Genomic DNA, 22435 nt, shown 5'->3' with positions numbered 1-22435 from the left:
CCTTGGAACGCACGCATGTGGATACGGACCGCGCGACAATGGTTCCATTGTCAAGATTGTGTTAACGAGCGGCCCCCGCCACCGAGTGTTTCCTCTGCTGATGCAATACAGACCCGAAATCGATGGACTGCGCGCGCTTGCCGTCGTCCCGGTCCTCCTGTTCCATGCCGGTTTCGGCCTTGTCTCTGGCGGCTTTGCCGGCGTCGATGTCTTCTTCGTCATCAGCGGCTACCTCATCACCGCGATCATCCACCGCGAGATCAGCGACGGGAACTTCAGCATCGTGCGCTTCTACGAGCGGCGTGCCCGTCGGCTCGCACCGGCGCTGCTCCTGGTCTGCGCCGTCTCTATTCCCTTCGCGCTGATGTGGATGCTGCCGGAGGAGCTAAACAGCTTCGGCAAGAGCCTCTATTCGGTGAACCTGTTCGCCTCGAACTTCTTCTTCTGGGACCAGGCCGGCTATTTCGCGCCGAGCACGGCGCTGCTGCCGCTGCTGCACACCTGGTCGCTGGCGGTCGAAGAACAGTTCTATCTGGTCTTCCCGCTGCTGCTTTTGCTGCTTCACCGCTTCTCGCGGGCAACGCTGTTGAAGGTGGTGGCGGCGCTCGTGCTCCTGAGTTTTGCGGCGACCCAGGTCTTTGCGAACCTGGACCCGGCCGCGAATTTCTACCTGCTGCCAAGCCGGTTCTGGGAACTCGGCGTCGGTGCGCTGCTTGCGCTCGTCGGCGTCGAAAAGCTCGATCTTTCGAAAGGCAGCCGCGAGCTTCTGTCAGCCCTCGGTCTGCTGGCGATCGTCGCGAGTTATTTGTTCGTGGTGGAATCGGCCTTCTATCCCGGCTGGACGACCGTGCCGGTGGTTCTGGGCACGGCGCTGGTTCTCGCCTTCGGCCGCAGCGATACCGTCGTCGGCCGGCTGCTGTCGCTGAAGCCGCTGGTCGCGATAGGGCTCATCAGCTACAGCCTCTACCTCTGGCATCAGCCGGTCTTTGCCTTCGCGCGCCTGCGGTCGATCGAGGACATTCCGGCCGAAGGCTACGCGCTCCTGATCGCGCTCTGCTTCGTACTTGCCTATCTCAGCTGGCGTCTCGTCGAGCAGCCCTTCCGCAAGCCGGGCCGCTTCAGCCGTCGCGCGGTTTTTGGCGCCACGCTTGCGGCCGGATCGGCGGCGATCGCCTTCGGCTTCACGCTCGACGGTTCCGACGGTCTCGCCGCCCGGAACCGCGAACTTGCGCAGCTTTCGGAGCCGAGCGTCGGCCTCGGCAAGAAATGCGATGCCGTCGCCGACCTGCGCTGCGCCTCTAACCCGAAACCCGAGGTCGCGGTCTGGGGGGATTCCTTCGCCCGGCACCTCGTCGACGGCATTATCGCGTCGAAGCCGGACGTGCGACTGGTGCAGCTTGCCAAGAATAATTGCGGGCCGTTTTTGAACCTGTCGCCGATCATGCCGCGGCTCGGTCGCGACTGGTCCGACGATTGCGCCCGCTATAACGAAGAGGTCCGCCGTTTCCTGCTTGCCAACCGGTCGATCCGCTACGTCGTTCTGTCCTCGCAGCTCAGCCAGTACCTGAAGGAGGAGAAGGTGCTGGTCGATGGCCGCAGCGAGGTGACGACCGATTCGAAGCTTCTCATCGACGGCCTGCGGGCAACCTTTGCCTGGCTGCGCTCGAACGGCTTCGAACCCGTCTTCGTCGCGCCGACGCCGCATGATGGCCGCGATACCGGGCTCTGCGTTGCAAGAGCCCGTCTGCTCGGCCTGTCGGACCGGCATTGCGAGCCGGTGCTAACGACCGTTCGCGAATATGACCGCGATGTCCTGAACGTGGTTGCGGATATCGCCGACGAGTATCCCGTCGTCAGCTTCATGGACTATCTCTGCGACGACGACAGCTGCAAGATCGAGGACAAGGGCGTCGCGCTCTTCGAGGACTTCGGGCACTTCTCCAAGGAAGGGTCCCGCCAGATGGGACGCGCCTTCGATTTCTACCGAGCTTTCATCGAGGCGGCGAAGGGCAGGCCCGTGGCTGAGCGGGCAACGGACGCCAAGGCCTTCGACAACGCCGCGCTTTAAGACAGCCGCCACATCGACGCATAAACGAAAACGCCCCGGATCTTTCGATGCCGGGGCGTTTGCTTGTCGATTTGCCTTGCCTGGCTTGATCAGGCGCGGCGGCTGCGGCGCTCGCGGGCAGGCGCGGCCGCCGTTTCGTTGGCGGTCTTGTTGCGCAGCGGGCCGATCTTTTCGATGATCAGGTCGAGCGTCGGGCGTTCGCGGCGCACATGTTCGTCGAGTGCGACGCGCATGGCGGCGAGGTGGTCGCAGGTGGTGCCGCAGCAGCCGCCGATGATCTTGGCGCCGGCATCGGCCGCAAGGCGCACATATTCGGCCATCAGCGGCGGCGTGCCGGAATAGTGAATCTCCGAGCCGCGGAATTCCGGGATGCCGCAATTGCCCTTGACGATCACCGTTGCCGCGGGTGCTGCCTCCGTCATGTCGAGCAGCGAGGAGAGAATGTCGGAAGCACCTACGCCGCAATTGGCGCCAACGGCGACCGGGCCGTCGCCGAACTCGGTGGCAACGCCATGGATATCCTTCGGGTGCAGCCCCATCATCGTCTTGCCGGCGGTATCGAACGAGCCGGTATAGACGTAGGGAAGGCCGACCTTGGCGGCCGCTTCGGCGGCCGCACGGATCTCGTCCGGCGAAGACATGGTCTCGATCCAGGCGACTTCGGCGCCGCCAGCCTTCAGGCCCTCGATCTGCTCGACGAAAGCGGTAACTGCATCTTCATAGGAAAGTGCGCCAAGGGGGATCAGCAGTTCGCCGGTCGGGCCGACGGAGCCGGCGGTGATGACCTTGCGCGATGCCTTGTCGGCAACCGCACGGGCGATCTCGGCGGCGCGCTTGTTCAGCGCATGCACGCGGTCGTCGGCCTGGTGCAGTTTCAGCCGGTGACGGGTGCCGCCAAAGGTGTTGGTGAGGATGATGTCGGCGCCGGCGTCGACGAAATCCTGGTGCAGCTTGGTGATGTTCTCCGGCTTCGTTTCGTTCCAGAGTTCCGGCGCTTCGCCTGCTTCGAGGCCCATGGCGAAGAGCGATGTGCCGGTGGCGCCGTCGGCGAGAAGAACGCCTTTTTCGGCGATGAGAGCGGAGAGGGCATTGGAGGCTGCGGTCATCGGTTTTTCCCGGCTAGAATAGATTGCAACAAGATATAAAGATATCTTTATGTCTTGGCAAGCGTTCAGCGACGGGAGGCTTCCGGTTCGGCGCGCATGCTCATGCGGCCGGCGAGCCCAAGGCCGAAGACGGCAAGTGCCGTCAGCAGCCACATCGGATCGGCGCGATTGAGGAAGAAGCTTTCGAGCATGGCGTTGTAGGTCATGAAGATCACCACCATGACGCAGAAATCGGCGAAGATGCGGCCCTGCGGCCGGCGATAGGCTCGTGCGTAGTCGAAGAGCGGTTTGACGAAAAGCAGGGTGGTCATGAGGATGCCGCCGGGCAGGCCGAACATCAGCACCGCGTCGAGATAGCTGTTGTGGCCGGTGACGATGCCGCGCACGTCCCAGCTCGCCTCGAAATTCGCCTCCATGCCCATGATCACGGGCGACAGCCAGAAACTCGCATAGCCCTGGCCGAGCCAGGGGCGCTCGGCGATGCTGGCGCTCGCGAATTTCCAGATGTCGTCGCGGCCGGTGAAGGTCGCATCGTCGATCAGCCCCTTGGTGATCGAAAGCAGCGTGTCGGAATAGATGGTACCGAGCGTCAGGCCGAAGACCAGCACTGACATGGCGAGATGGGCAAGGATCATCAGCCCGGGGCTGCGCACCGCGCGGCCGGCAAAGACGAGGCCGATCGCGATCGGCAGGAATCCGATCGTCGTCTTCGATCCCGTGTGCAGCACGAAATTGGCCGCCAGCAGCGTGATCGCCCAGCCGCGAAGCGGCGCGCCGGCGCGCAGGCAATAAATGCCGAACATGCAGAGGATGGAAAAGACCGGCGCCGAGACGTTCTTGTGCAGGAGGTGGCCGCGCCAGAAACCGGCATGCCAGGGCTCGTCGCCGAAGGCCGAATGGATGGCGCGGTCGGGTGCCACGAAGAGAGCGGCGTAGTCGATCAGGATCAGAAGCAGGATCGCATTGGCGCCGGCGTTGACGAAATCGCGCTCGCTCTTCGGCAGCACCAGCACGCCCGCCACCATGATCATGGCGACGAGGCTCAGCGTCAGGCCGCGGGCGGAGGCGGCCGGGTCATAGGACTGCAGGCAGGAGAGGTAGGCGATGGCGAAGATCGCGATCCAGGCCGGCGAGACGAGGCGGGCGAGCACCCGTCGGTCGACGGTGAGCAGCATGGCGAAGAGATAGACCGCGCCGAGCACCAGGTAGCCGACCTGGTTGATGATGTTGCCTTCGTTCGCCGCGTTCGGATCCGTCGTCACCGCGCCCTGAAACGGGATCAGCGTGAAGACGATGAGGAACAGACCAAGGCCCGAAAGCAGCGCGGCAAGGCCGTTGACGAGTTCCGCCAGCCCGGCATCGAACGCCTCCGGCACGCGCTGGCGCGCGGTGGAGGTGTCTGCCGTGGCTGTGTTCGGGTGCATGGCGGCTTAAAAAACGAATGACTGGGACGCGGTTCGGCATCGGTGATCATGACCCCGGGCGGTCCTGCCGTTCGGACAGGGCCGGCCTTGGGAGATCCGCACCTTGGCGCAATCAGGTTAAACCTCGGTGAAACGGTGGACGGGCCGCCCGGGCAGGATCGGCAGGCGCGGCATTACCGGTCCCGATATTTGCGCGCCGATTGCCGCAGGTGCTTGCCGCCCGGTCGCCATGCCCTTAAAAGGCTAGGGTATATTGGCCGTGTGGAAATCGCGGCCCTTGCCGTATTTCGCGGTCCGTCTTCCATAATTCGATCTCGATTTTCGTTCCGAGGTCGTTCGATAGCGTCGAAACGAGAAAACACGATATGCAGTCCCTTATCCGTATGGTCGCGTCCGCGGCGGTCTCCGTAAGCCTGCTGCTTGGCAGCGCATCCTTTGCCGCCGCCGGGCAGGCTCATTTTGTCGTCAACGCCGACACTGGCTCGATCCTTGAGGCCGACAATGCCGACGAGCTGAACTTCCCGGCGTCGCTGACGAAGATGATGACGATCTATCTCGCCTTCGAAGCGCTCCGCAGCGGCACCCTGCAATGGGACCAGAAGCTGACGGTTTCCGAGCACGCAAACAGCCTGGAGCCCTTCAAGCTTGCCGTCGGCGCCGGTCGCCAGATCACCGTGCGCGAAGCGGTCATGGGCATGGTCGTGCTTTCGGCCAATGACGCAGCCGTCGTTATCGGTGAGACGCTCGCCGGCAACGAGACCGCCTTCGGCCAGATGATGACCCGCAAGGCCAAGACGCTCGGCATGACCAGCACCGTCTTCAAGAACGCCAACGGCCTGCCGGACCCGGCCCAGGTAACCACGGCGCGCGACATGGCGACGCTCGGCCTCGCGCTGATGCGCGACTTTCCGCAGGAATTCCAGCTCTTCGCCAACAAGACGATCGAGTTTCGCGGTATGAAGCTGCGCGGCCACAACGGCGTGATGAAGCGCTACGAAGGCGTCGACGGCATCAAGACCGGCTACACCGACGCCTCCGGCTACAATCTCGTGACCTCGGCCAAGCGCGGCGACACCCGCCTCGTCGCCGTCGTCATGGGCGGCAAGACGGCGCAATCGCGCGACGACGACATGATCGCGCTGCTCGACAAGTTCCTGCCGCCGAAGGAAGACGCGAGCGCTGCCAGCATCACTGAACCGGCTGCTGCAGCGGCGACGACCACCACGAACTGATCTCTCAGACCACTGAGATTTGCCCTTCACTCTAACCCTCTCCCCGCACCCGGGGCGAGGGGACGAGGGCTACGGCCGCGTTTCGCATCGGGCCACCATCCGCGACGACGTCCAGGCGGACGGGATACGACGGCGTTCGTGTCCAGGCGAGCGGGCGCTACGAGTCCCTTCTTCCCGTCATAACGGGGAGAAGGTGCCGGCTGGCGGATGAGGGGCCGCGTCGGTCGCTGCCCCAATCATCGCTTGTCTCAAGCCGCAGCGCGATCCTCGTGGCTGACCGGCGTGACCATCGCGGCGATGACCGTCGAAAGGTCGAGGGCGCCGATCGGGCGGCCGTTTTCATCGACCACGTGGGCGGTTCCCACACGGGCAGCGGTCATCGTGCGCGCCGCCGATTCCAGTACAGTGCCGGTTGCAAGCGGCACGCCTTCGGCATTGCCGGAGATCGGCCGCATGATGGTCTCGACATTGATCACCCGGCCGCGGTTCACTTCCTTGACGAAGGCGGTGATGTAGTCGTCGGCCGGCGACAGCACGATTTCCTGGCCGGTACCCTGCTGCACCACGCGGCCATCGCGCAGGATCGCGATCTTGTCGCCGAGGCGCAGCGCCTCGTCGAGGTCGTGGGTGATGAAGACGACGGTCTTCTTCAGTTCCTTCTGCAGGTCGAGAAGCACCGTCTGCATGTCGACGCGGATCAGCGGGTCGAGCGCCGAATAGGCTTCGTCCATCAAGAGAATGTCGGCATCGTTGGTCAGCGCGCGGGCGAGACCGACGCGCTGCTGCATGCCGCCCGACAGCTGGTTCGGATAGTGGTTCTCGAAGCCCTTGAGACCGACGCGCTCGATCCAGCCGCGGGCGCGCTTCTCGCTCTCCTTGCGTTCCACACCCTGGATTTCGAGACCGTAGACCGTGTTGTCCAGCACGGTGCGGTGCGGCAGGAGCGCGAACTTCTGGAACACCATCGCCGTCTTGTGGCGGCGGAATTCGCGCAGATCGTTGTCGTTCATCTTGCAGACGTCGACGCCGTCATAGAGCACTTCGCCGGCGGTCGGGTCGATCAGCCGGTTGATGTGGCGGATCAGAGTCGACTTGCCGGAGCCCGAGAGACCCATGACCACCATGACGCTGCCGGCGGGCATGGAAATGTTGATGTCCTGCAGGCCGAGCACGTGGCCGTGCTGCTCGTTGAGCTCGGCCTTGCCCATGCCTTTCTTGACTGCATCGACGAAGTCGACGCCGCGGGGACCGAAGATCTTGTAGAGGTTCTTCACCTCGATCGCGTGACTAGCCATGGATAACCTCCGAGTGCTTTTGCAGCCGCTTGCCGAAGGCCTGGCTGGTACGGTCGAAAATGATGGCGATACCGACAAGGGCAAAGCCGTTGAGGAAGCCGACGGTGAAGAACTGGTTGGCGATCGCCTGCAGCACGTTCTTGCCGAGGCCGCCGACGCCGATCATCGATGCGACGACGACCATCGCCAGCGACATCATGATCGTCTGGTTGATGCCGGCCATGATGGTCGGCAACGCCAGCGGCATCTGCACGTTCTTCAGCTTCTGCCAGGTCGAGGAGCCGAAGGCGTCGGCCGCTTCCAGCACTTCCTTGTCGACGAGGCGGATGCCGAGATTGGTGAGCCTGATCATCGGCGGCACCGCGTAGATGACGACGGCGATCAGCCCCGGCACCTTGCCGATGCCGAAGATCATGACGACCGGGATCAGGTAGACGAAGCTCGGCATCGTCTGCATGACGTCGAGGATCGGATTGACGAAGGACTGCACCCGGTCCGAGCGCGCCATCAGGATACCGATCGGAATGCCGATGAGGATGGAGATCAGTGTGCAGACGGTGACCATGGCGAGCGTGACCATGGTGTCATTCCAAAGCCCGACAAGACCGATGGCGATCATCGACAGCGCGGTGCCGATGGTGACGTTGATGTTGCGGCTGCCGAAATAGACGATCGCGGTCATCGCCGCCAGGATCACAATCCAGGGGGAGCCGACGAACAGGCTTTCGAGGTAGTTCAGGAACCATTGAAGCGGCTGGACCACCGTGTCGATGGCGTTACCATAGGATCGCACGAAGCCCTTGAAGCTATCATCGACAGCCTTGCGGGCGAGCCGGATCGTGCTCTCGTCAATGGCAGGGAACTTGCAGAGCAACGCTGGCAAGACACTGCAGATGGAGGCCATTTGTTTCCCCTTCTTGGCCGGAAGTTTTTTTTAAGCCGGCCGCGTCTCGGCATCGAACGGGTCGATGACGGCGCACACTTGGGTGACCTCTTTGGGTCCCGGCACTTAAACTGTGGCAGCGAAATGTGTCGCCCGCTTACCTGATAGCGACGCGAAGGCTCCCGGTTCGCCGCCTCTGAGACGATGAACGTTCAAACGAAACCCGCAAGGACGCCCCATCGTTCCCTGTCCCGGCATCAAAACCGGAACGGGCAGGCGGCCGATTCCACGGTCTGCCTGCCGTCATTTTCGGTCAGAGCGCTGCCTTGACCTTTTCGGCCACTTCCGGGCTCACCCACTGTGTCCACATATCCGGGAACTCGGCGAGGAAGTGCTTGGCGCCGTCCTCGTTGGTGCCCTGGTTCTGGTCCATCCAGGCGAGAACCTTGTTGACGGTGCCATTGTCCCACTTGCGCGCCTTGACGTAGTCCATGGCGACGCTCGCCTTGTCGGCGAAGGACTTGGTCACGACGGTGTAAACGTCGGAAACCGGGTAGGAATTGACTTTCGGGCTCGGGCAATCCGGCACGGCGGTGCAGGCGTCCCAATCGGCCTTGTCGTGATCGACGCCGAAGGAGAGGCGGGTCATCTCGTATTTGCCGAGGATGGCGGTCGGTGCCCAGTAGTAGCCGAGCCAGCCGGTCTTCTTTTCGAACGCGTTGGCGATCGAGCCGTCGAGGCCGGCAGCCGAGCCGGTATCAACCAGCAGGAAGCCGTCCTTCTCCGCGTTCAGCGCGCGATAGAGATTGGCGGTCGAGACCTGGCAGTTCCAGCCAGACGGGCAATTGTGAACTGCGGCCTTCGACGAGTCTTCCGGTGCCGGGAAGAGTTCCGGGTGCTTCAGCGCGTCCTGCACCGTCTTGATGTCCGGGTGCGCATCGGCGAGGAATTTCGGGATCCACCATCCTTCGACGCCGCCTTCGCTCAGGATCTTGGCGGCTTCGATGAGACGGCCTTCCTTGATCGCAGCGTCGAGCGGCGTGCGCACGGCGTTGACCCAGAGTTCCGGCGCCATGTCGGGCTGCGCCTTTTCGTTCATGGAAGCGAAGGTCGGCATGGTGTCGCCGGTGACCAGCGTCACGGTGCAGCCGTAGCCGTTCTCCAGAATGAACTTGTCCACCTGGGCGGCGACGCCGGCAGAAGCCCAGTTCATTTCGGCAATGCTGACTTCACCGCATTCCGCGGCCTGCGCGGAACCCGCCATGGCATAGAGGCCAGCGGCGAGAATGGTGGAAGCGAGGAGTTTCTTCATGTTGCAAGACCTCCCAGTCTTATTTTGCAGCCAAGATCCAAACGGGAATCCACGGCGGACGCGACATCCTCCGTCACCCGAAACAACGATGCAGCCGGGGGTTCGGCATCAAACAAGCCAAGGTTCACCCTTGCTGCGGACGGTGCGGGAGTTCGTATTCAGCCCTGGCCGCGGAACCCTGTCGCCAGCCAATCTCCTCTTATACCGCAAACCAAGCCTAAGGTTTCTCGCTGAGAAATCAACCTCTTCAATCGGTTGACCGGGAAGGACGGGGTCTCGTGCGTTCTGTCTGCGACATCGCCGAAGCGCGTATTTTGTGCGTGAGAGACCCCGAATTTAAGCAATAGCGACAAATCTTGCCGCAAAAAATGGCGCTGGGCGCCACGGACCTCAGAACCCTGTCGAGATCCTGACGTTTCCTGTCGTGATTGCGTCACGCCAAATGGCGCGCATGTCGCGAAAAATTTACAAAAAAGTCCGGAATTCATCTTTGGTTAAATCCTCAATAACCATCCGGTAACGATGTCCAGCTAATTGTTCTTCTCGCGGCGGGGGACTGCCGTCGGTCCGGATCAGGTTTGTGCGTCCCGGACTTTGAGCGAACCTTCGGTGTGTTTTTCCGAAGTGACCAGGCGTTTTTTGGCGGCCGCATCCCTCTTGAAGAGGTTGATGCGGCCTTCGCATTTCAGAGCCAATGCCGGACATAAAAAAACCGCCCCGGAGGGGCGGTGGAGGAGGCTCTGGGAGGAGAGCTCGAAGGGGCTTCCGCCCCGATCGCTGGCCTCAGCCGACGTTCGACGTGCGGATGACGCCGAGCGGGCCGAAGGGCGCGTCGACGACGAGGTTGCGTACGCGCGACTGGCTGGACGGAACCTTGGAGTTCCAGGCGATCTGAACGAAATTGGGCTTGCTGAAAATATACAGCATGGACATGAACCTTGAGAGGCCGGAGGCCTATCCTCCGGGGCGTGTTGCTATGCCGCTGATATAGGTGTGCGCTGCAAAAAATTGAATGCCAAACTCGCCACGCCATGTCGCATTCTGGCTATCGGCCGCGACATTTTCGACAAGCCTTGCGAAAGCGCGAAACAATGCGTGAAAGGGCTTTGTCAATTGCGGCGAAATCGTGTCGAAACAGACCTTTGCCGCTGCCCGTTTCAGTGTTACCGATGGCCGCATGACACGCAGGATCATGTTGCAGGGAACCGGCTCGGATGTCGGAAAATCGGTATTGGTGGCGGGGCTCTGCCGGCTTGCCGCCAATCAGGGCCTGAAGGTCCGGCCGTTCAAGCCGCAGAACATGTCGAACAACGCCGCCGTTTCCGACGACGGTGGCGAGATCGGCCGCGCGCAATGGCTGCAGGCGCTGGCCGCGCGCGTGCCGTCGTCGGTGCACATGAACCCGGTGCTCCTGAAGCCGCAGTCGGACGTGGGCAGCCAGATCGTCGTTCAGGGCAAGGTCGCCGGGCAGGCCAGGGGGCGGGAATATCAGGCGCTCAAGCCCAAGCTGCTGGGCGCCGTCATGGAGAGTTTCGAACAAATATCGGCCGGTGCCGATCTCGTGGTGGTCGAAGGCGCCGGCTCGCCGGCCGAAATCAACCTCAGGCCCGGCGACATCGCCAATATGGGCTTTGCGACACGGGCCGAGGTGCCGGTCGTGCTGGTCGGCGACATCGACCGCGGCGGGGTGATCGCCTCGCTGGTCGGCACGCATGCGATCCTGCCCGAGGAAGACCGGCGCATGGTGACCGGCTATCTCATCAACAAGTTCCGCGGCGACGTCACGCTGTTCGACGACGGCATTGCTGCCGTCAACCGCTACACCGGCTGGCCCTGCTTCGGCGTCGTGCCGTGGTTGAAGGCGGCGGCACGCCTGCCTGCCGAAGATTCCGTCGTGCTGGAGAAGCTGACGCGCGGCGAGGGGCGGGCGCTGAAGGTTGCCGTCCCGGTGCTGTCGCGCATCGCCAATTTCGACGACCTCGATCCGCTCGCCGCCGAACCGGAGATTGATCTCGTCTTCGTGCGGCCTGGCAGTCCCATTCCGGCAGACGCTGGCCTCGTCGTCATTCCCGGGTCGAAGTCGACCATCGGCGACCTCATCGATTTCCGTGCGCAAGGGTGGGACCGTGACCTCGAACGTCATGTGCGCCGGGGCGGCCGGGTCATCGGCATCTGCGGCGGCTACCAGATGCTCGGCCGGCGCGTCACCGATCCGCTCGGCATCGAGGGCGGCGAACGTGCGGTCGAGGGCCTCGGGCTGCTCGACGTCGAGACCGAGATGGCGTCGGAAAAGACGGTGCGCAACAGCCGCGCCTGGTCGCTGGAGCATGATGTGGCGCTCGAAGGCTACGAAATCCATCTTGGCAAGACGCAAGGTGCGGACTGTGGCCGGCCGTCGGTGCGCATCGACAATCGCGCCGACGGCGCCCTTTCGGCCGATGGCCGCGTGATGGGCACCTACCTGCATGGGCTCTTCACCAGCGACGCCTATCGCGGCGCGCTGCTCAAGAGTTTCGGCATCGAAGGCGGCGCCAACAACTACCGCCAATCGGTCGATGCGGCGCTCGACGATGTCGCGAACGAACTGGAGGCTGTGCTCGATCGGCGCTGGCTGGACGAGTTGCTCAGGCACTAGGGACGCGGCAACGGTCAGCCAGCAGGTCCGGTACGTCGGGCCCAACAGGAGCAACGAGCCTATCCGACGGAACTACGCTGCGACATCGTGCTCCTCGCTTGCGGCTTCCCAGACTTCCCGCGCGGCATCCAGGTTCATCAGGGCAATCCCCAGGCCGACGATCAGGTCCGGCCAGGCCGACTGCCACAGATAGGCTGTCGCCAGACCCGCGGCGATGATGGCCACATTGGCGAAGGCATCGTTGCGGGCCGAGAGAAATGCTGCCCGCGTGAGGCTGCCGCTCGTGTGACGGTAGGCGACGAGCAGATAGGCGCAGAAGAGGTTGACCACCAGCGCCCCAAGTCCGGTCAGGGACAGGGCAAAGGGCTCTGGCGGGACCGGATCCATGAACTTCGCCCAGGCCGTCCAAAGGAAGGCCAGCGCCGGTACCAGTAGAATGAACGCCATCGCCATGCCGACCCGCGCGCGGGTTCGCGCCGTCCAGGCCAGAGCAAAGAAAATCAGCATGTTGACGGAGGCGTCTTCGAGGAAGTCGACGCTGTCGGCCATGAGGGACACCGAGCCGATCGAAAGCGCGACAAGGAGTTCGACCCCGAAATAGCCAAGGTTCAACAGGGAGACGATGAGGACGACGCGGCGCAGGTCGGTATCCACTCGAAAGGTTCCCTTTCTGGCGAGATTCGCCCTCGGCACTTTTTTTGGCGAGATTCGCCCTCGGCACTTTGGCACAGGTGTTAGCAGCAGTTTGCTATCCATAGCACTAGGTTTCGACATCGGTTCCGTTCACACTGCCGTCGTGCCTGACGCCCGACAAATCGTCGCGTGGCGCAACTCGGCCGGGGAGGCGTCGCATGCGTCGATTGACTTTGGGCTGCCCGCTTCCTAATCATCAGGTGTTGGATGGTTCCCCCTTGTCGTGGCGATCTGGGGGAATAATTGGGAATGTGACGGATGGACCCAAATCGGGCATCCTTATCGCAGCCGACCCCGCGACTGTAGAACGGTCAGGGTTCGCCATCGGGTTTGGTGCCGGGCTGTCGGCCGGTTGCATGGGCAATCGGGGCAGGTCGGGGATCAAACCGGAAAAGCCACTGGCGTGGCATCGTGATCAGCCGGGTTTGGACGCCTCTTCTTCTACGAATCGTCCGCCTTTCACGATGTCCCTCACAGCGCCCATGCGTCGGAGACGACGCGCAAAGGTTCGCTGTGGCACCGGAAAGACGCCGGGAAGGTGAGGCGGGCCGCTCGGGCCCTGACATCGGAACCTTGCCGTTTAAGGGCGAGGCGATGTTCGGCCCGTGACGCCGTGAGCCAGGAGACCTGCCATCCGGCATGGGCATTCCGCCCGAGGGGACTTTTGTCTCCAACGCCATCACGGAGGTTGTTTTGGCTCGCAGATGTTTTCAAGAACGCGCCCGTGGCGCGTCCGATGGCTTTTGCCACCGACGGCTGATTTGGGAATGTTGAGGCAGCCACGATGAGCAGTCTCAGCGCCGGGCCCGTGCTGGTCCTTGGCGGCGCCCGTTCCGGCAAGTCCAGCTTTTCCGAGAGGCTCGTCGAAGCGTCCGGCTTCACCATGCATTATGTCGCCACGGGCCGCGCCTGGGACGACGAAATGCGCGAGCGCATCGACCATCACCGGACGCGCCGCGGCGAGGGCTGGACGACGCATGAGGAGCCGCTCGATCTCGTCGGCATCCTCAGACGCATCGATGATCCCAGCCATGTGGTCCTGATCGACTGCCTGACGCTATGGGTAACCAATCTCATGCTGGAAGAGCGCGACATGACGGCGGAGTTTGCCGCCCTTGTTGCGTATCTGCCCGAGGCGCGGGCGCGCCTCGTCTTTGTTTCCAATGAGGTCGGCCTCGGTATCGTGCCCGAGAACCGCATGGCCCGCGAGTTTCGCGACCATGCCGGCCGGCTTCACCAGATCGTTGCGGAGAAATCCGCTGAAGTTTACTTTGTCGCGGCCGGTTTGCCGCTGAAAATGAAGGGTTGATCCATGACCACTGCGAGAGCCAACCAGGGCAAGATCCCGGCGACCGTCATCACCGGCTTCCTCGGCGCCGGCAAGACGACGATGATCCGCAACCTGCTGCAGAACGCCGACGGCAAGCGCATCGCGCTGATCATCAACGAGTTCGGCGATCTCGGCGTCGACGGCGATGTCTTGAAGGGCTGCGGTGCCGAGGCCTGCACCGAGGACGACATCATCGAGCTCACCAATGGCTGCATCTGCTGCACCGTGGCTGACGATTTCATCCCGACCATGACGAAGCTGCTGGAGCGTGAAAACCGTCCTGACCACATCATCATCGAAACCTCGGGCCTTGCCCTGCCGCAGCCGCTGATCGCCGCTTTCAACTGGCCGGATATCCGCAGCGAAGTGACCGTCGATGGCGTCGTCACGGTGGTCGACAGCGCCGCCGTTGCCGCTGGCCGCTTTGCCGACGACCACGACAAGGTCGATGCGCTGCGCGTCGAGGACGACAATCTCGATCACGAAAGCCCGATCGAGGAGCTGTTCGAGGACCAACTGACGGCTGCCGATCTCATCGTTCTCAACAAGACCGATCTGATCGATGCCTCCGGCCTCAAGGCCGTGCGCGACGAGGTGGCTTCGCGCACCAGCCGCAAGCCCACGATGATCGAGGCGAAGAACGGGGAAGTCGCCGCTGCCATCCTGCTTGGCCTCGGTGTCGGCACGGAAAGCGATATCGCCAACCGCAAGTCGCATCACGAGATGGAGCACGAGGCAGGTGAGGAGCACGATCACGACGAGTTCGACAGCTTCGTCGTCGAGCTCGGTTCGATCGCCGATCCCTCGGCGTTCATCGATAGCCTGAAGGGCGTGATCGCGGAGCACGACGTTCTGCGCCTCAAGGGCTTTGCCGACGTGCCCGGCAAGCCGATGCGCCTCCTGATCCAGGCGGTCGGCGCCCGCATCGACCAATATTACGACCGCGCCTGGGGCGCCGGCGAAAAGCGCGGTACGCGCCTCGTCGTCATCGGCCTGCACGACATGGACGAGGCGGCGGTGCGCGCTGCGATTACCGCGCTCGTCTAGATCGTTCTTTGAGTGAAATGATCTAACGCATTGAAATGATGCAGTTCCGGATGGAAAACGCTTTTAGCGTTTTCGTTCGGAATTGCCCCACCGGACAAGACGAATGCATCTGCTTCTCGCCCAGAAAGGAACGATCGCCGACGGCAACGAGGCGATCGACCTTGGGCAAACGCCGGCCGATATCCTTTTCCTCTCGGCCGCCGACACCGAGCTCTCCTCGATCGCCGCGGCTCACGGCCGACGCGACGGAGGCTTGAGCCTGCGCATCGCCAGCCTGATGAGCCTGATGCACCCGATGTCGGTCGACACTTACGTCGAGCGCACGGCGCGTCACGCCAAGCTGATCGTCGTCCGGCCGCTCGGTGGCGCCAGCTATTTCCGTTATCTGCTGGAAGCCCTGCATGCGGCTGCTGTCACCCATCGTTTCGAGATCGCGGTTCTGCCGGGTGACGACAAGCCGGATCCGGGGCTGGAGCCTTTCTCCACCGTCGCAGCCGACGACCGCCAGCGCCTTTGGGCTTACTTCACCGAAGGCGGCTCGGACAATGCCGGGCTGTTTCTCGACTATGCGGCCGCACTGGTCACGGGTGCGGAGAAGCCGCAGCCGGCAAAGCCACTGTTGAAGGCCGGCATCTGGTGGCCGGGTGCTGGCGTGATCGGCGTCAGCGAATGGCAGTCCCGTGTTCAGGGACGGATGGTAGCGGGGGAGGGATTCGAACCCCCGACGGTTGGGATCTGCTTTTACCGCGCGCTCGTGCAGAGTGGCGAGACACGGCCGGTGGAGGCGCTGATCGATGCGCTGGAGGCTGAAGGTGTGCGGGCACTGCCGGTGTTCGTCTCAAGCCTCAAGGATGCCGTTTCCGTCGGCACGCTGCAGGCGATTTTTTCCGAGGCCGCACCCGACGTGGTGATGAACGCCACTGGCTTTGCGGTCTCGTCGCCCGGTGCCGACCGTCAGCCGACGGTGCTGGAATCGACCGGTGCGCCGGTGCTGCAGGTGATCTTCTCCGGCTCGTCGCGGGCGCAATGGGAAACGTCGCCGCAGGGGCTGATGGCGCGCGACCTCGCCATGAACGTGGCACTACCTGAAGTCGATGGCCGCATCCTTGCGCGCGCCGTCTCCTTCAAGGCGGCGTCGATCTATGATGCCAAGGTGGAGGCCAATATCGTCGGCCACGAGCCGCTCGAAGACCGGGTGCGCTTTGCCGCTGATCTTGCCGTCAACTGGGCGAAGCTGCGCCGGGCAGAGCCCGCCGAGCGCCGCATTGCCATCGTCATGGCCAACTATCCGAACCGCGACGGTCGCCTCGGCAACGGTGTCGGGCTCGACACGCCGGCCGGTACCGTCGAGGTGCTTAGCGCCATGGCGCGGGAAGGCTATGCGGTCGGTGAGGTTCCCGCCGATGGCGACGCGCTGATCCGCTATCTGATGGCCGGGCCGACCAATGCGGCGAGCCATGACCGCGAAATCCGCGAGCGTATTTCGCTGAACGATTACAAAACGTTCTTCGATTCGCTTCCGAAACAGATAAAGGATGAAGTTACCGGTCGCTGGGGCGTGCCGGAGGCCGATCCCTTCTTCCTCGATGGCGCCTTCGCGCTGCCGCTCGCCCGCTTCGGCGAGGTGATCGTCGGCATCCAACCGGCGCGCGGCTACAACATCGATCCGAAGGAAAGCTACCATTCGCCGGACCTCGTGCCGCCGCATGGCTATCTCGCCTTCTACGCCTTCCTGCGCCAGCAGTTCGGAGCGCAGGCGATCGTCCACATGGGCAAGCATGGCAACCTCGAATGGCTGCCGGGCAAGGCGCTGGCGCTGTCGGAAACCTGCTATCCCGAAGCGATCTTCGGGCCGCTGCCGCACATCTATCCCTTCATCGTCAACGATCCGGGCGAAGGTACACAGGCCAAGCGCCGCACCAGCGCCGTCATCATCGACCACCTGACCCCGCCCTTGACGCGCGCCGAATCCTACGGACCGCTCAAGGATCTGGAGGCGCTCGTCGACGAGTATTACGATGCCGCCGGCGGTGATCCGCGCCGCCTCAGGCTGCTCAGCCGCCAGATCCTCGATCTCGTGCGCGACATCGGCCTCGACAGCGACGCAGGCATCGACAGGGGCGACAGCGACGACAAGGCGCTGGAAAAGCTCGACGCCTATCTCTGCGACCTCAAGGAAATGCAGATCCGCGACGGCCTGCACATCTTCGGCGTCGCGCCGGAAGGGCGGTTGTTGACGGACCTCACCGTAGCGCTGGCGCGCGTGCCCCGCGGTCTCGGCGAGGGCGGCGACCAGAGCCTGCAGCGGGCGATCGCAGCGGATGCGGGGCTGCGTGGGTTTGCTATTCCCACCTCGGCGGGGGCCAACCCCGCACGCGACGCCCAACCCTTCGACCCGCTCGACTGCGTCATGTCCGACACCTGGACAGGCCCAAAACCGTCCATCGTCGCTGACCTCTCGGACGCCCCCTGGCGCACCGCCGGCGATACGGTCGAGCGCATCGAGTTGCTTGCCGCAAATCTCGTGTCGGGTGAACTGGCTTGCCCGGACCACTGGGCCAACACCCGCGCCGTGCTCGGCGAAATCGAAACGCGCCTGAAGCCGTCGATTTCAAACTCGGGTGCCGCCGAGATGACCGGCTTCCTCACCGGTCTCAGCGGCCGCTTCGTCGCCCCCGGTCCATCGGGCGCGCCGACGCGTGGCCGGCCGGATGTGTTGCCGACGGGGCGCAATTTCTACTCCGTGGATAGCCGCGCGGTGCCGACGCCGGCTGCCTATGAGCTCGGCAAGAAATCGGCCGAACTGCTGATCCGCCGCTACCTGCAGGACCATGGCGAATGGCCGTCCTCCTTTGGCCTGACCGCCTGGGGCACGGCGAACATGCGCACCGGCGGCGACGACATCGCCCAGGCCCTGGCGCTGATCGGCGCCAAGCCCACCTGGGACATGGTCTCTCGCCGGGTGATGGGCTACGAGATCGTGCCGCTCGCTGTGCTTGGCCGCCCACGCGTCGATGTGACCTTGCGCATTTCCGGCTTCTTCCGCGATGCCTTCCCGGACCAGATCGCGCTCTTCGACAAGGCGATCCGCGCCGTCGGCGCGCTTGAGGAAGACGATGTCGACAACATGATCGCCGCACGCATGCGGGCGGAAAGCCGGCGGCTGGAGGCCGAAGGCGTGGAAGCCGCCGAGGCCGCGCGTCGCGCCTCCTACCGCGTCTTTGGCGCAAAGCCCGGTGCCTATGGCGCCGGCCTGCAGGCGCTGATCGACGAGAAGGGCTGGGAAACCAAAGCAGATCTCGCCGAGGCCTATCTTACCTGGGGCGCCTATGCCTATGGCGCCGGCGAGGAGGGCAAGGCCGAGCGCGATCTTTTCGAGGAGCGCCTGCGCACGATAGAGGCGGTGGTGCAGAACCAGGACAACCGCGAGCACGATCTGCTCGACAGCGACGACTACTACCAGTTCGAAGGCGGCATGAGCGCTGCCGCCGAACAGCTCGGTGGTCACCGTCCGGCGATCTACCACAACGACCATTCCCGTCCGGAAAAGCCTGTGATCCGGTCGCTCGAAGAAGAGATCGGTCGCGTGGTCCGGGCCCGCGTCGTCAATCCCAAGTGGATCGATGGCGTCATGCGCCACGGATACAAGGGCGCCTTCGAGATCGCTGCCACGGTCGACTACATGTTCGCATTTGCCGCGACCACGGGTGCGGTGCGCGACCATCATTTCGAGACCGCTTATCAGGCGTTCATCGTCGACGAGCGCGTGGCTGACTTCATGCGCGACAAGAACCCGGCCGCCTTTGCCGAGCTTGCCGAACGCCTGCTTGAAGCAATCGACCGCAATCTCTGGACGCCGCGCTCGAATTCGGCGCGGTTTGAACTTGCCGGCATCGGCACGGCAGCAACCCGGCTTCGTGCCGGCAATGAATAGAGCGGTTCCGGGCTGGCGGTAATCCGTCCGGAATTGCTTGCAAACAAAGACCTGGTTCCGTTTCGCTGCTCAGTGAAGTGCGAAAAGGAACCGAAGCGGGACGAGGGCGTCTGCCCATCCCGAACTTGAGAACTGAGGGAGTGATCATGAGCGACGAGACGACAGTAGGCGGCGAAGCCCCGGCCGAGAAGGACGATGCCCGCCACGCCATGAAGATGGCGAAGAAGAAGGCAGCGCGCGAAAAGATCATGGCGACGAAGACCGACGAGAAGGGTCTGATCATCGTCAACACCGGCAAGGGCAAGGGCAAGTCGACCGCCGGCTTCGGCATGATCTTCCGCCATATCGCCCACGGCATGCCCTGCGCCGTCGTGCAGTTCATCAAGGGTGCGATGGCAACCGGCGAGCGCGAGTTGATCGAGAAGCATTTCGGCGATGTCTGCCAGTTCTACACGCTCGGCGAGGGCTTCACCTGGGAAACGCAGGATCGCGCCCGCGATGTTGCGATGGCTGAAAAGGCCTGGGAGAAGGCGAAGGAACTGATCCGTGACGAGCGCAACTCGATGGTGCTGCTCGACGAGATCAACATTGCTCTGCGCTACGACTACATCGACGTCGCCGAAGTGGTGCGCTTCCTGAAGGAAGAAAAGCCGCACATGACGCATGTGGTGCTCACCGGCCGCAACGCGAAAGAAGACCTGATCGAAATCGCCGATCTCGTCACTGAGATGGAGCTGATCAAGCATCCGTTCCGTTCCGGCATCAAGGCGCAGCAGGGCGTGGAGTTCTGATGAGCCAGAGCTGGCAGTTCTGGGCGCTGCTTTCGGCCGCCTTCGCTGCGCTCACGGCGGTGTTTGCCAAGGTCGGGGTTGCGCAGATCAACTCCGACTTCGCAACGCTGATCCGCACCGTCGTCATCCTCTGCGTGATCGCCGCCATCGTGGCGGCGACAGGGCAGTGGCAGAAGCCATCGGAAATCTCCGGACGCACCTGGCTGTTTCTCGCGCTGTCGGGTCTTGCCACCGGCGCCTCCTGGCTTGCCTATTTCCGCGCGCTCAAGCTCGGCGACGCCGCCCGCGTTGCGCCGATCGACAAGCTCTCGATCGTCATGGTCGCAATCTTCGGCGTGCTCTTCCTCGGTGAAAAGCTCAACCTGATGAACTGGCTCGGCGTTGCCTTCATTGCCGCCGGGGCGCTGTTGCTGGCGGTGTTTTGAGCGCGCCTGCTCTGGTGCCTGTTCACTGAATGCTCGCCTCAATCAATCCGTAATCCCGACACATGCAGTGGTTGTGACGAGCGGGAGGACGGCATGCAGATTGAAGGCAATTGGAGCGAGCGCCTTCCTGATCCGTCGGGCCACGTCGCGCAGTTCGGCAGACGCTGGAAGCGTCGCAGCCTGAGGGTGAGCCCTGCGTCAGACCCACCGGCGGACACGCCTGCAATAGGCACCGTAGGCGTCGCCGAAGACCTTGGCGAGGTGGGTTTCCTCCATGCGGATCTGGTAGGAAATCGAGATCCAGGCGGAGAGCGCCAGCGCCACCGAGATGACGTTGGGCACCGCCAGCACCGTGCCGATCAGCGCGGTCACCATGCCGACATAGATCGGGTTGCGCGAGAAGGCATAGAGGCCTGAGGTCACAAGCGGCGCGTCCTGCTTTTCAGGGATGCCGATCTTCCAGGAATGACGCATCGCCCATTGCGACAGCATCGTCAGCCCGCCGCCGAGCGTCATCAGCGCCAGGCCGACGGCGTGAAGGATGGGCGTGTCGAGCGCCGGGATCCGGCCGAGGGCAGCATCGACGGAGGCCGGGAGCATGGCGACCGCCAGCAGGTGGATCACCAGCGCTGCGACGATCAGGCGGAAAAGCCTGCCCGCAAACCCTTCCGCATCGTCGCCATAGGTCAGCACGACCGGCGAGCGGCCGGATTGCACACGGCGGAGGATCGCCAGCGCGAGCGTGGACAATCCCACGACGAGCATCAGGATGGCGGGAAGGGTGGTGGACATGGAAACCTCTGGAGCGAGCTGACAAGACAGGAGCGCACGACGGGTAGGCGGCCCATATGAGCGTCTACCCGGCGAAGCATTCTGATCACCTTGCAATCTCTAGTAACTAGAGGTTCAAGCGCCGGACCTGTCCGACTTTCGTCGTGGTTACCGGATCTTATTGCCAAGCGTTGGAGGCTGTCATCGTCGCCCCCGCCGTGTCGGAAGGTCGGCAAAATTCGTCTCTTGACGGTTGCTCCTTCCGTCGAGCGATTGCATAGGCAGGAGGCCGCACCCATGTTAGACCGTCGACAGGCTAAATACGGGTGAACCTTGAAGAATACTCTCAGAGCTGCGGTTGGTGTCGCATCGGTCTTGCTGTTCTTGTCATCAGGTATGGCTGGGCAGGCGCAAACCGTGAAGAGCGGGGCGTCACGAGCTCAAGAAACGACGACCAGCCAGAAGGCGAAACCGAAAACTAAAATGACGCGCAAGCAAAGGGCAGCGGATGAAGCCAAGGCCAAGGCGCTCGCCGAAGCGCGCCGTCCACGGATTTGCAAGACGCGGGAGAACGAATGCAGCTATGGTGCAGGTCCGGTCGGAGAGCAGTGCTCGTGCTGGTCGAAATCCGGTGCGCCTGATCTTGGCATAACTGTCAGGCGTTGACCGCCCGCGACATTCGCGCGGGCAGGCAAGCGTGCGTCGCTCGAAGCGACGCCTGACGCGATAGAAATCACGGGTCGCCTGGTTCGTTCTGAAAGCTTGGGATTGGGTTTAGGTGATGGAAGCCGGCGTTGAACGCAAAATAATGACCGATCTCGAGAACAGCGCGCTCCAGTTTGCAACGCGAGCACACGGCGAACAGAAGCGTAAGTATGACGGTCGGCCCTATATCGTTCATCCGATTGCGGTGGCGGAGATTGTTCGAAGCGTGCCCCATACGCCCGAAATGATCGCCGCAGCGCTGCTTCACGATACGGTCGAAGATACCGACGCGACGCTGCTGGAGCTCAAGGAAGCGTTCGGCCCCAAGGTCGCAACACTGGTTGCGTGGCTCACCGACATATCCACTCCGTTCCACGGCAACCGACAGGTGCGCAAGGAACTGGATCGCCAGCACCTCGCATCGGCGCCCGCCGCGGCGAAAACCGTCAAGCTCGCCGACCTGATCGACAATGCGATAGCGATCAAAGCCGGCGATCCGAATTTCTGGAAAGTGTTCGGCGCCGAGATGAAACGCTTGCTGGAGGTCTTGGGCGACGGCGACGAGACCCTTCTCGCAAAGGCCCGTGCATTGGCGCCGCAATGAGAGTGCTGCCGTCTATCGGCAAGCATGTCTGCGCCATGTCGACCCGGTCAACCGCTCATCCACGATCTCAGAACGGACATGCATGTGCGGTTTTGCCCGCCGGTGTGGCCCAGCCACGCCTCACAGGCTGCGCGGTTGCGGCCGTTAGGACAGCGCAGAATTTGCCGAGCGCGCCGCGCC

18 protein-coding genes and 1 riboswitch are annotated in these 22435 nt (G+C 63.2%); of the genes, 10 read left to right on the top strand and 8 right to left on the bottom strand.

Translation table 11 applies throughout. The features are described 5' to 3' along the window. Window positions 1-100 precede the first annotated feature (100 nt). The gene (locus IB263_RS08180; protein WP_192438226.1) at window positions 101-2068 is read left to right on the top strand and encodes an acyltransferase family protein; all 1968 of its coding nucleotides are present in this window, start codon (window positions 101-103) and stop codon (window positions 2066-2068) included. An 89-nt stretch (window positions 2069-2157) separates the two neighbouring features. On the opposite strand, the gene bmt is transcribed toward IB263_RS08180, so the two are convergent. Both bmt and IB263_RS08170 read right to left on the bottom strand, forming a co-directional pair. Beyond that, window positions 2158-3174, bottom strand: a complete 1017-nt coding sequence (bmt, locus tag IB263_RS08175; RefSeq protein WP_192438224.1) for a betaine--homocysteine S-methyltransferase — start codon at window positions 3172-3174, stop codon at window positions 2158-2160. 65 nt (window positions 3175-3239) lie between these two features. Beyond that, window positions 3240-4598 (bottom strand): O-antigen ligase, encoded by a 1359-nt coding sequence (locus tag IB263_RS08170; protein ID WP_192438222.1) that lies wholly within the window; start codon window positions 4596-4598, stop codon window positions 3240-3242. Between the two features lie 365 nt (window positions 4599-4963). Here IB263_RS08170 and IB263_RS08165 point away from each other — a divergent pair, with 365 nt between their 5' ends. Further along, window positions 4964-5830, top strand: a complete 867-nt coding sequence (locus IB263_RS08165) for a D-alanyl-D-alanine carboxypeptidase family protein (RefSeq protein ID WP_192438220.1) — start codon at window positions 4964-4966, stop codon at window positions 5828-5830. Between the two features lie 248 nt (window positions 5831-6078). Here the strand turns inward: IB263_RS08165 and IB263_RS08160 are convergent, their stop codons facing one another. The 4 genes from IB263_RS08160 to IB263_RS08145 form a co-directional block, all read right to left on the bottom strand. Continuing rightward, complete coding sequence (locus IB263_RS08160; protein WP_060520608.1) at window positions 6079-7125, bottom strand: glycine betaine/L-proline ABC transporter ATP-binding protein; 1047 nt, start codon at window positions 7123-7125, stop codon at window positions 6079-6081. Beyond that, complete coding sequence (locus IB263_RS08155) at window positions 7118-8029, bottom strand: proline/glycine betaine ABC transporter permease (protein WP_034788251.1); 912 nt, start codon at window positions 8027-8029, stop codon at window positions 7118-7120. Before IB263_RS08155 ends, IB263_RS08160 begins: the two co-directional genes overlap by 8 nt. A gap of 292 nt (window positions 8030-8321) precedes the next feature. Further along, on the bottom strand, window positions 8322-9320 hold the full coding sequence (locus IB263_RS08150) for an ABC transporter substrate-binding protein (protein WP_034788254.1): 999 nt from the start codon (window positions 9318-9320) through the stop codon (window positions 8322-8324). 783 nt (window positions 9321-10103) lie between these two features. After that, a complete protein-coding gene (locus IB263_RS08145) occupies window positions 10104-10247 on the bottom strand; it encodes a hypothetical protein (RefSeq protein WP_089044242.1) in 144 nt (47 codons plus the stop codon). A gap of 250 nt (window positions 10248-10497) precedes the next feature. On the opposite strand from IB263_RS08145, the gene IB263_RS08140 reads away from it, so the two are divergent. Continuing rightward, entirely contained in the window at window positions 10498-11955 is a 1458-nt protein-coding gene (locus tag IB263_RS08140; protein WP_192438576.1) for a cobyric acid synthase, read from the top strand. Between the two features lie 72 nt (window positions 11956-12027). Here IB263_RS08140 and IB263_RS08135 read toward each other — a convergent pair whose 3' ends face one another. Continuing rightward, window positions 12028-12609 (bottom strand): cation transporter, encoded by a 582-nt coding sequence (locus tag IB263_RS08135; RefSeq protein WP_034788257.1) that lies wholly within the window; start codon window positions 12607-12609, stop codon window positions 12028-12030. A gap of 230 nt (window positions 12610-12839) precedes the next feature. Beyond that, window positions 12840-13298, top strand: a riboswitch (cobalamin riboswitch). A gap of 134 nt (window positions 13299-13432) precedes the next feature. Between IB263_RS08135 and cobU the strand changes: the two genes are divergently transcribed. The 5 genes from cobU to IB263_RS08110 all read left to right on the top strand — a co-directional run bounded on the left by cobU (window position 13433) and on the right by IB263_RS08110 (window position 20175). After that, window positions 13433-13957 (top strand): bifunctional adenosylcobinamide kinase/adenosylcobinamide-phosphate guanylyltransferase, encoded by a 525-nt coding sequence (gene cobU / locus IB263_RS08130; protein WP_034788264.1) that lies wholly within the window; start codon window positions 13433-13435, stop codon window positions 13955-13957. Window positions 13958-13960: 3 nt separating this feature from the next. Then, window positions 13961-15025 (top strand): cobalamin biosynthesis protein CobW, encoded by a 1065-nt coding sequence (gene cobW, locus IB263_RS08125; protein WP_192438218.1) that lies wholly within the window; start codon window positions 13961-13963, stop codon window positions 15023-15025. Window positions 15026-15128: 103 nt separating this feature from the next. Beyond that, the gene (gene cobN / locus IB263_RS08120; protein WP_192438215.1) at window positions 15129-18959 is read left to right on the top strand and encodes a cobaltochelatase subunit CobN; all 3831 of its coding nucleotides are present in this window, start codon (window positions 15129-15131) and stop codon (window positions 18957-18959) included. A gap of 146 nt (window positions 18960-19105) precedes the next feature. Next, complete coding sequence (cobO, locus tag IB263_RS08115; protein ID WP_043617391.1) at window positions 19106-19750, top strand: cob(I)yrinic acid a,c-diamide adenosyltransferase; 645 nt, start codon at window positions 19106-19108, stop codon at window positions 19748-19750. Beyond that, window positions 19750-20175 (top strand): EamA family transporter, encoded by a 426-nt coding sequence (locus tag IB263_RS08110; protein WP_060520612.1) that lies wholly within the window; start codon window positions 19750-19752, stop codon window positions 20173-20175. Before cobO ends, IB263_RS08110 begins: the two co-directional genes overlap by 1 nt. A gap of 198 nt (window positions 20176-20373) precedes the next feature. Here IB263_RS08110 and IB263_RS08105 read toward each other — a convergent pair whose 3' ends face one another. After that, window positions 20374-20967 carry an isoprenylcysteine carboxylmethyltransferase family protein gene (locus IB263_RS08105; RefSeq protein WP_060520613.1) on the bottom strand — a complete coding sequence of 198 codons (594 nt, stop codon included), beginning with the start codon at window positions 20965-20967 and terminating at the stop codon, window positions 20374-20376. 312 nt (window positions 20968-21279) lie between these two features. On the opposite strand from IB263_RS08105, the gene IB263_RS08100 reads away from it, so the two are divergent. Together IB263_RS08100 and IB263_RS08095 are read left to right on the top strand one after the other, a co-directional pair. After that, window positions 21280-21612, top strand: a complete 333-nt coding sequence (locus tag IB263_RS08100; protein ID WP_192438213.1) for a hypothetical protein — start codon at window positions 21280-21282, stop codon at window positions 21610-21612. A gap of 115 nt (window positions 21613-21727) precedes the next feature. Continuing rightward, window positions 21728-22255: an HD domain-containing protein gene (locus IB263_RS08095; protein ID WP_113187891.1), complete on the top strand. Its 528-nt coding sequence runs from the start codon at window positions 21728-21730 to the stop codon at window positions 22253-22255. Window positions 22256-22435: the final 180 nt, after the last annotated feature.

This window comes from Ensifer sp. ENS03, from assembly GCF_014852035.1.
Lineage (GTDB): Bacteria > Pseudomonadota > Alphaproteobacteria > Rhizobiales > Rhizobiaceae > Ensifer > Ensifer adhaerens.
The sequence above is the reverse complement of the archived record's forward strand: the minus strand, read 5'-3'. Positions and strand labels throughout refer to the sequence as shown.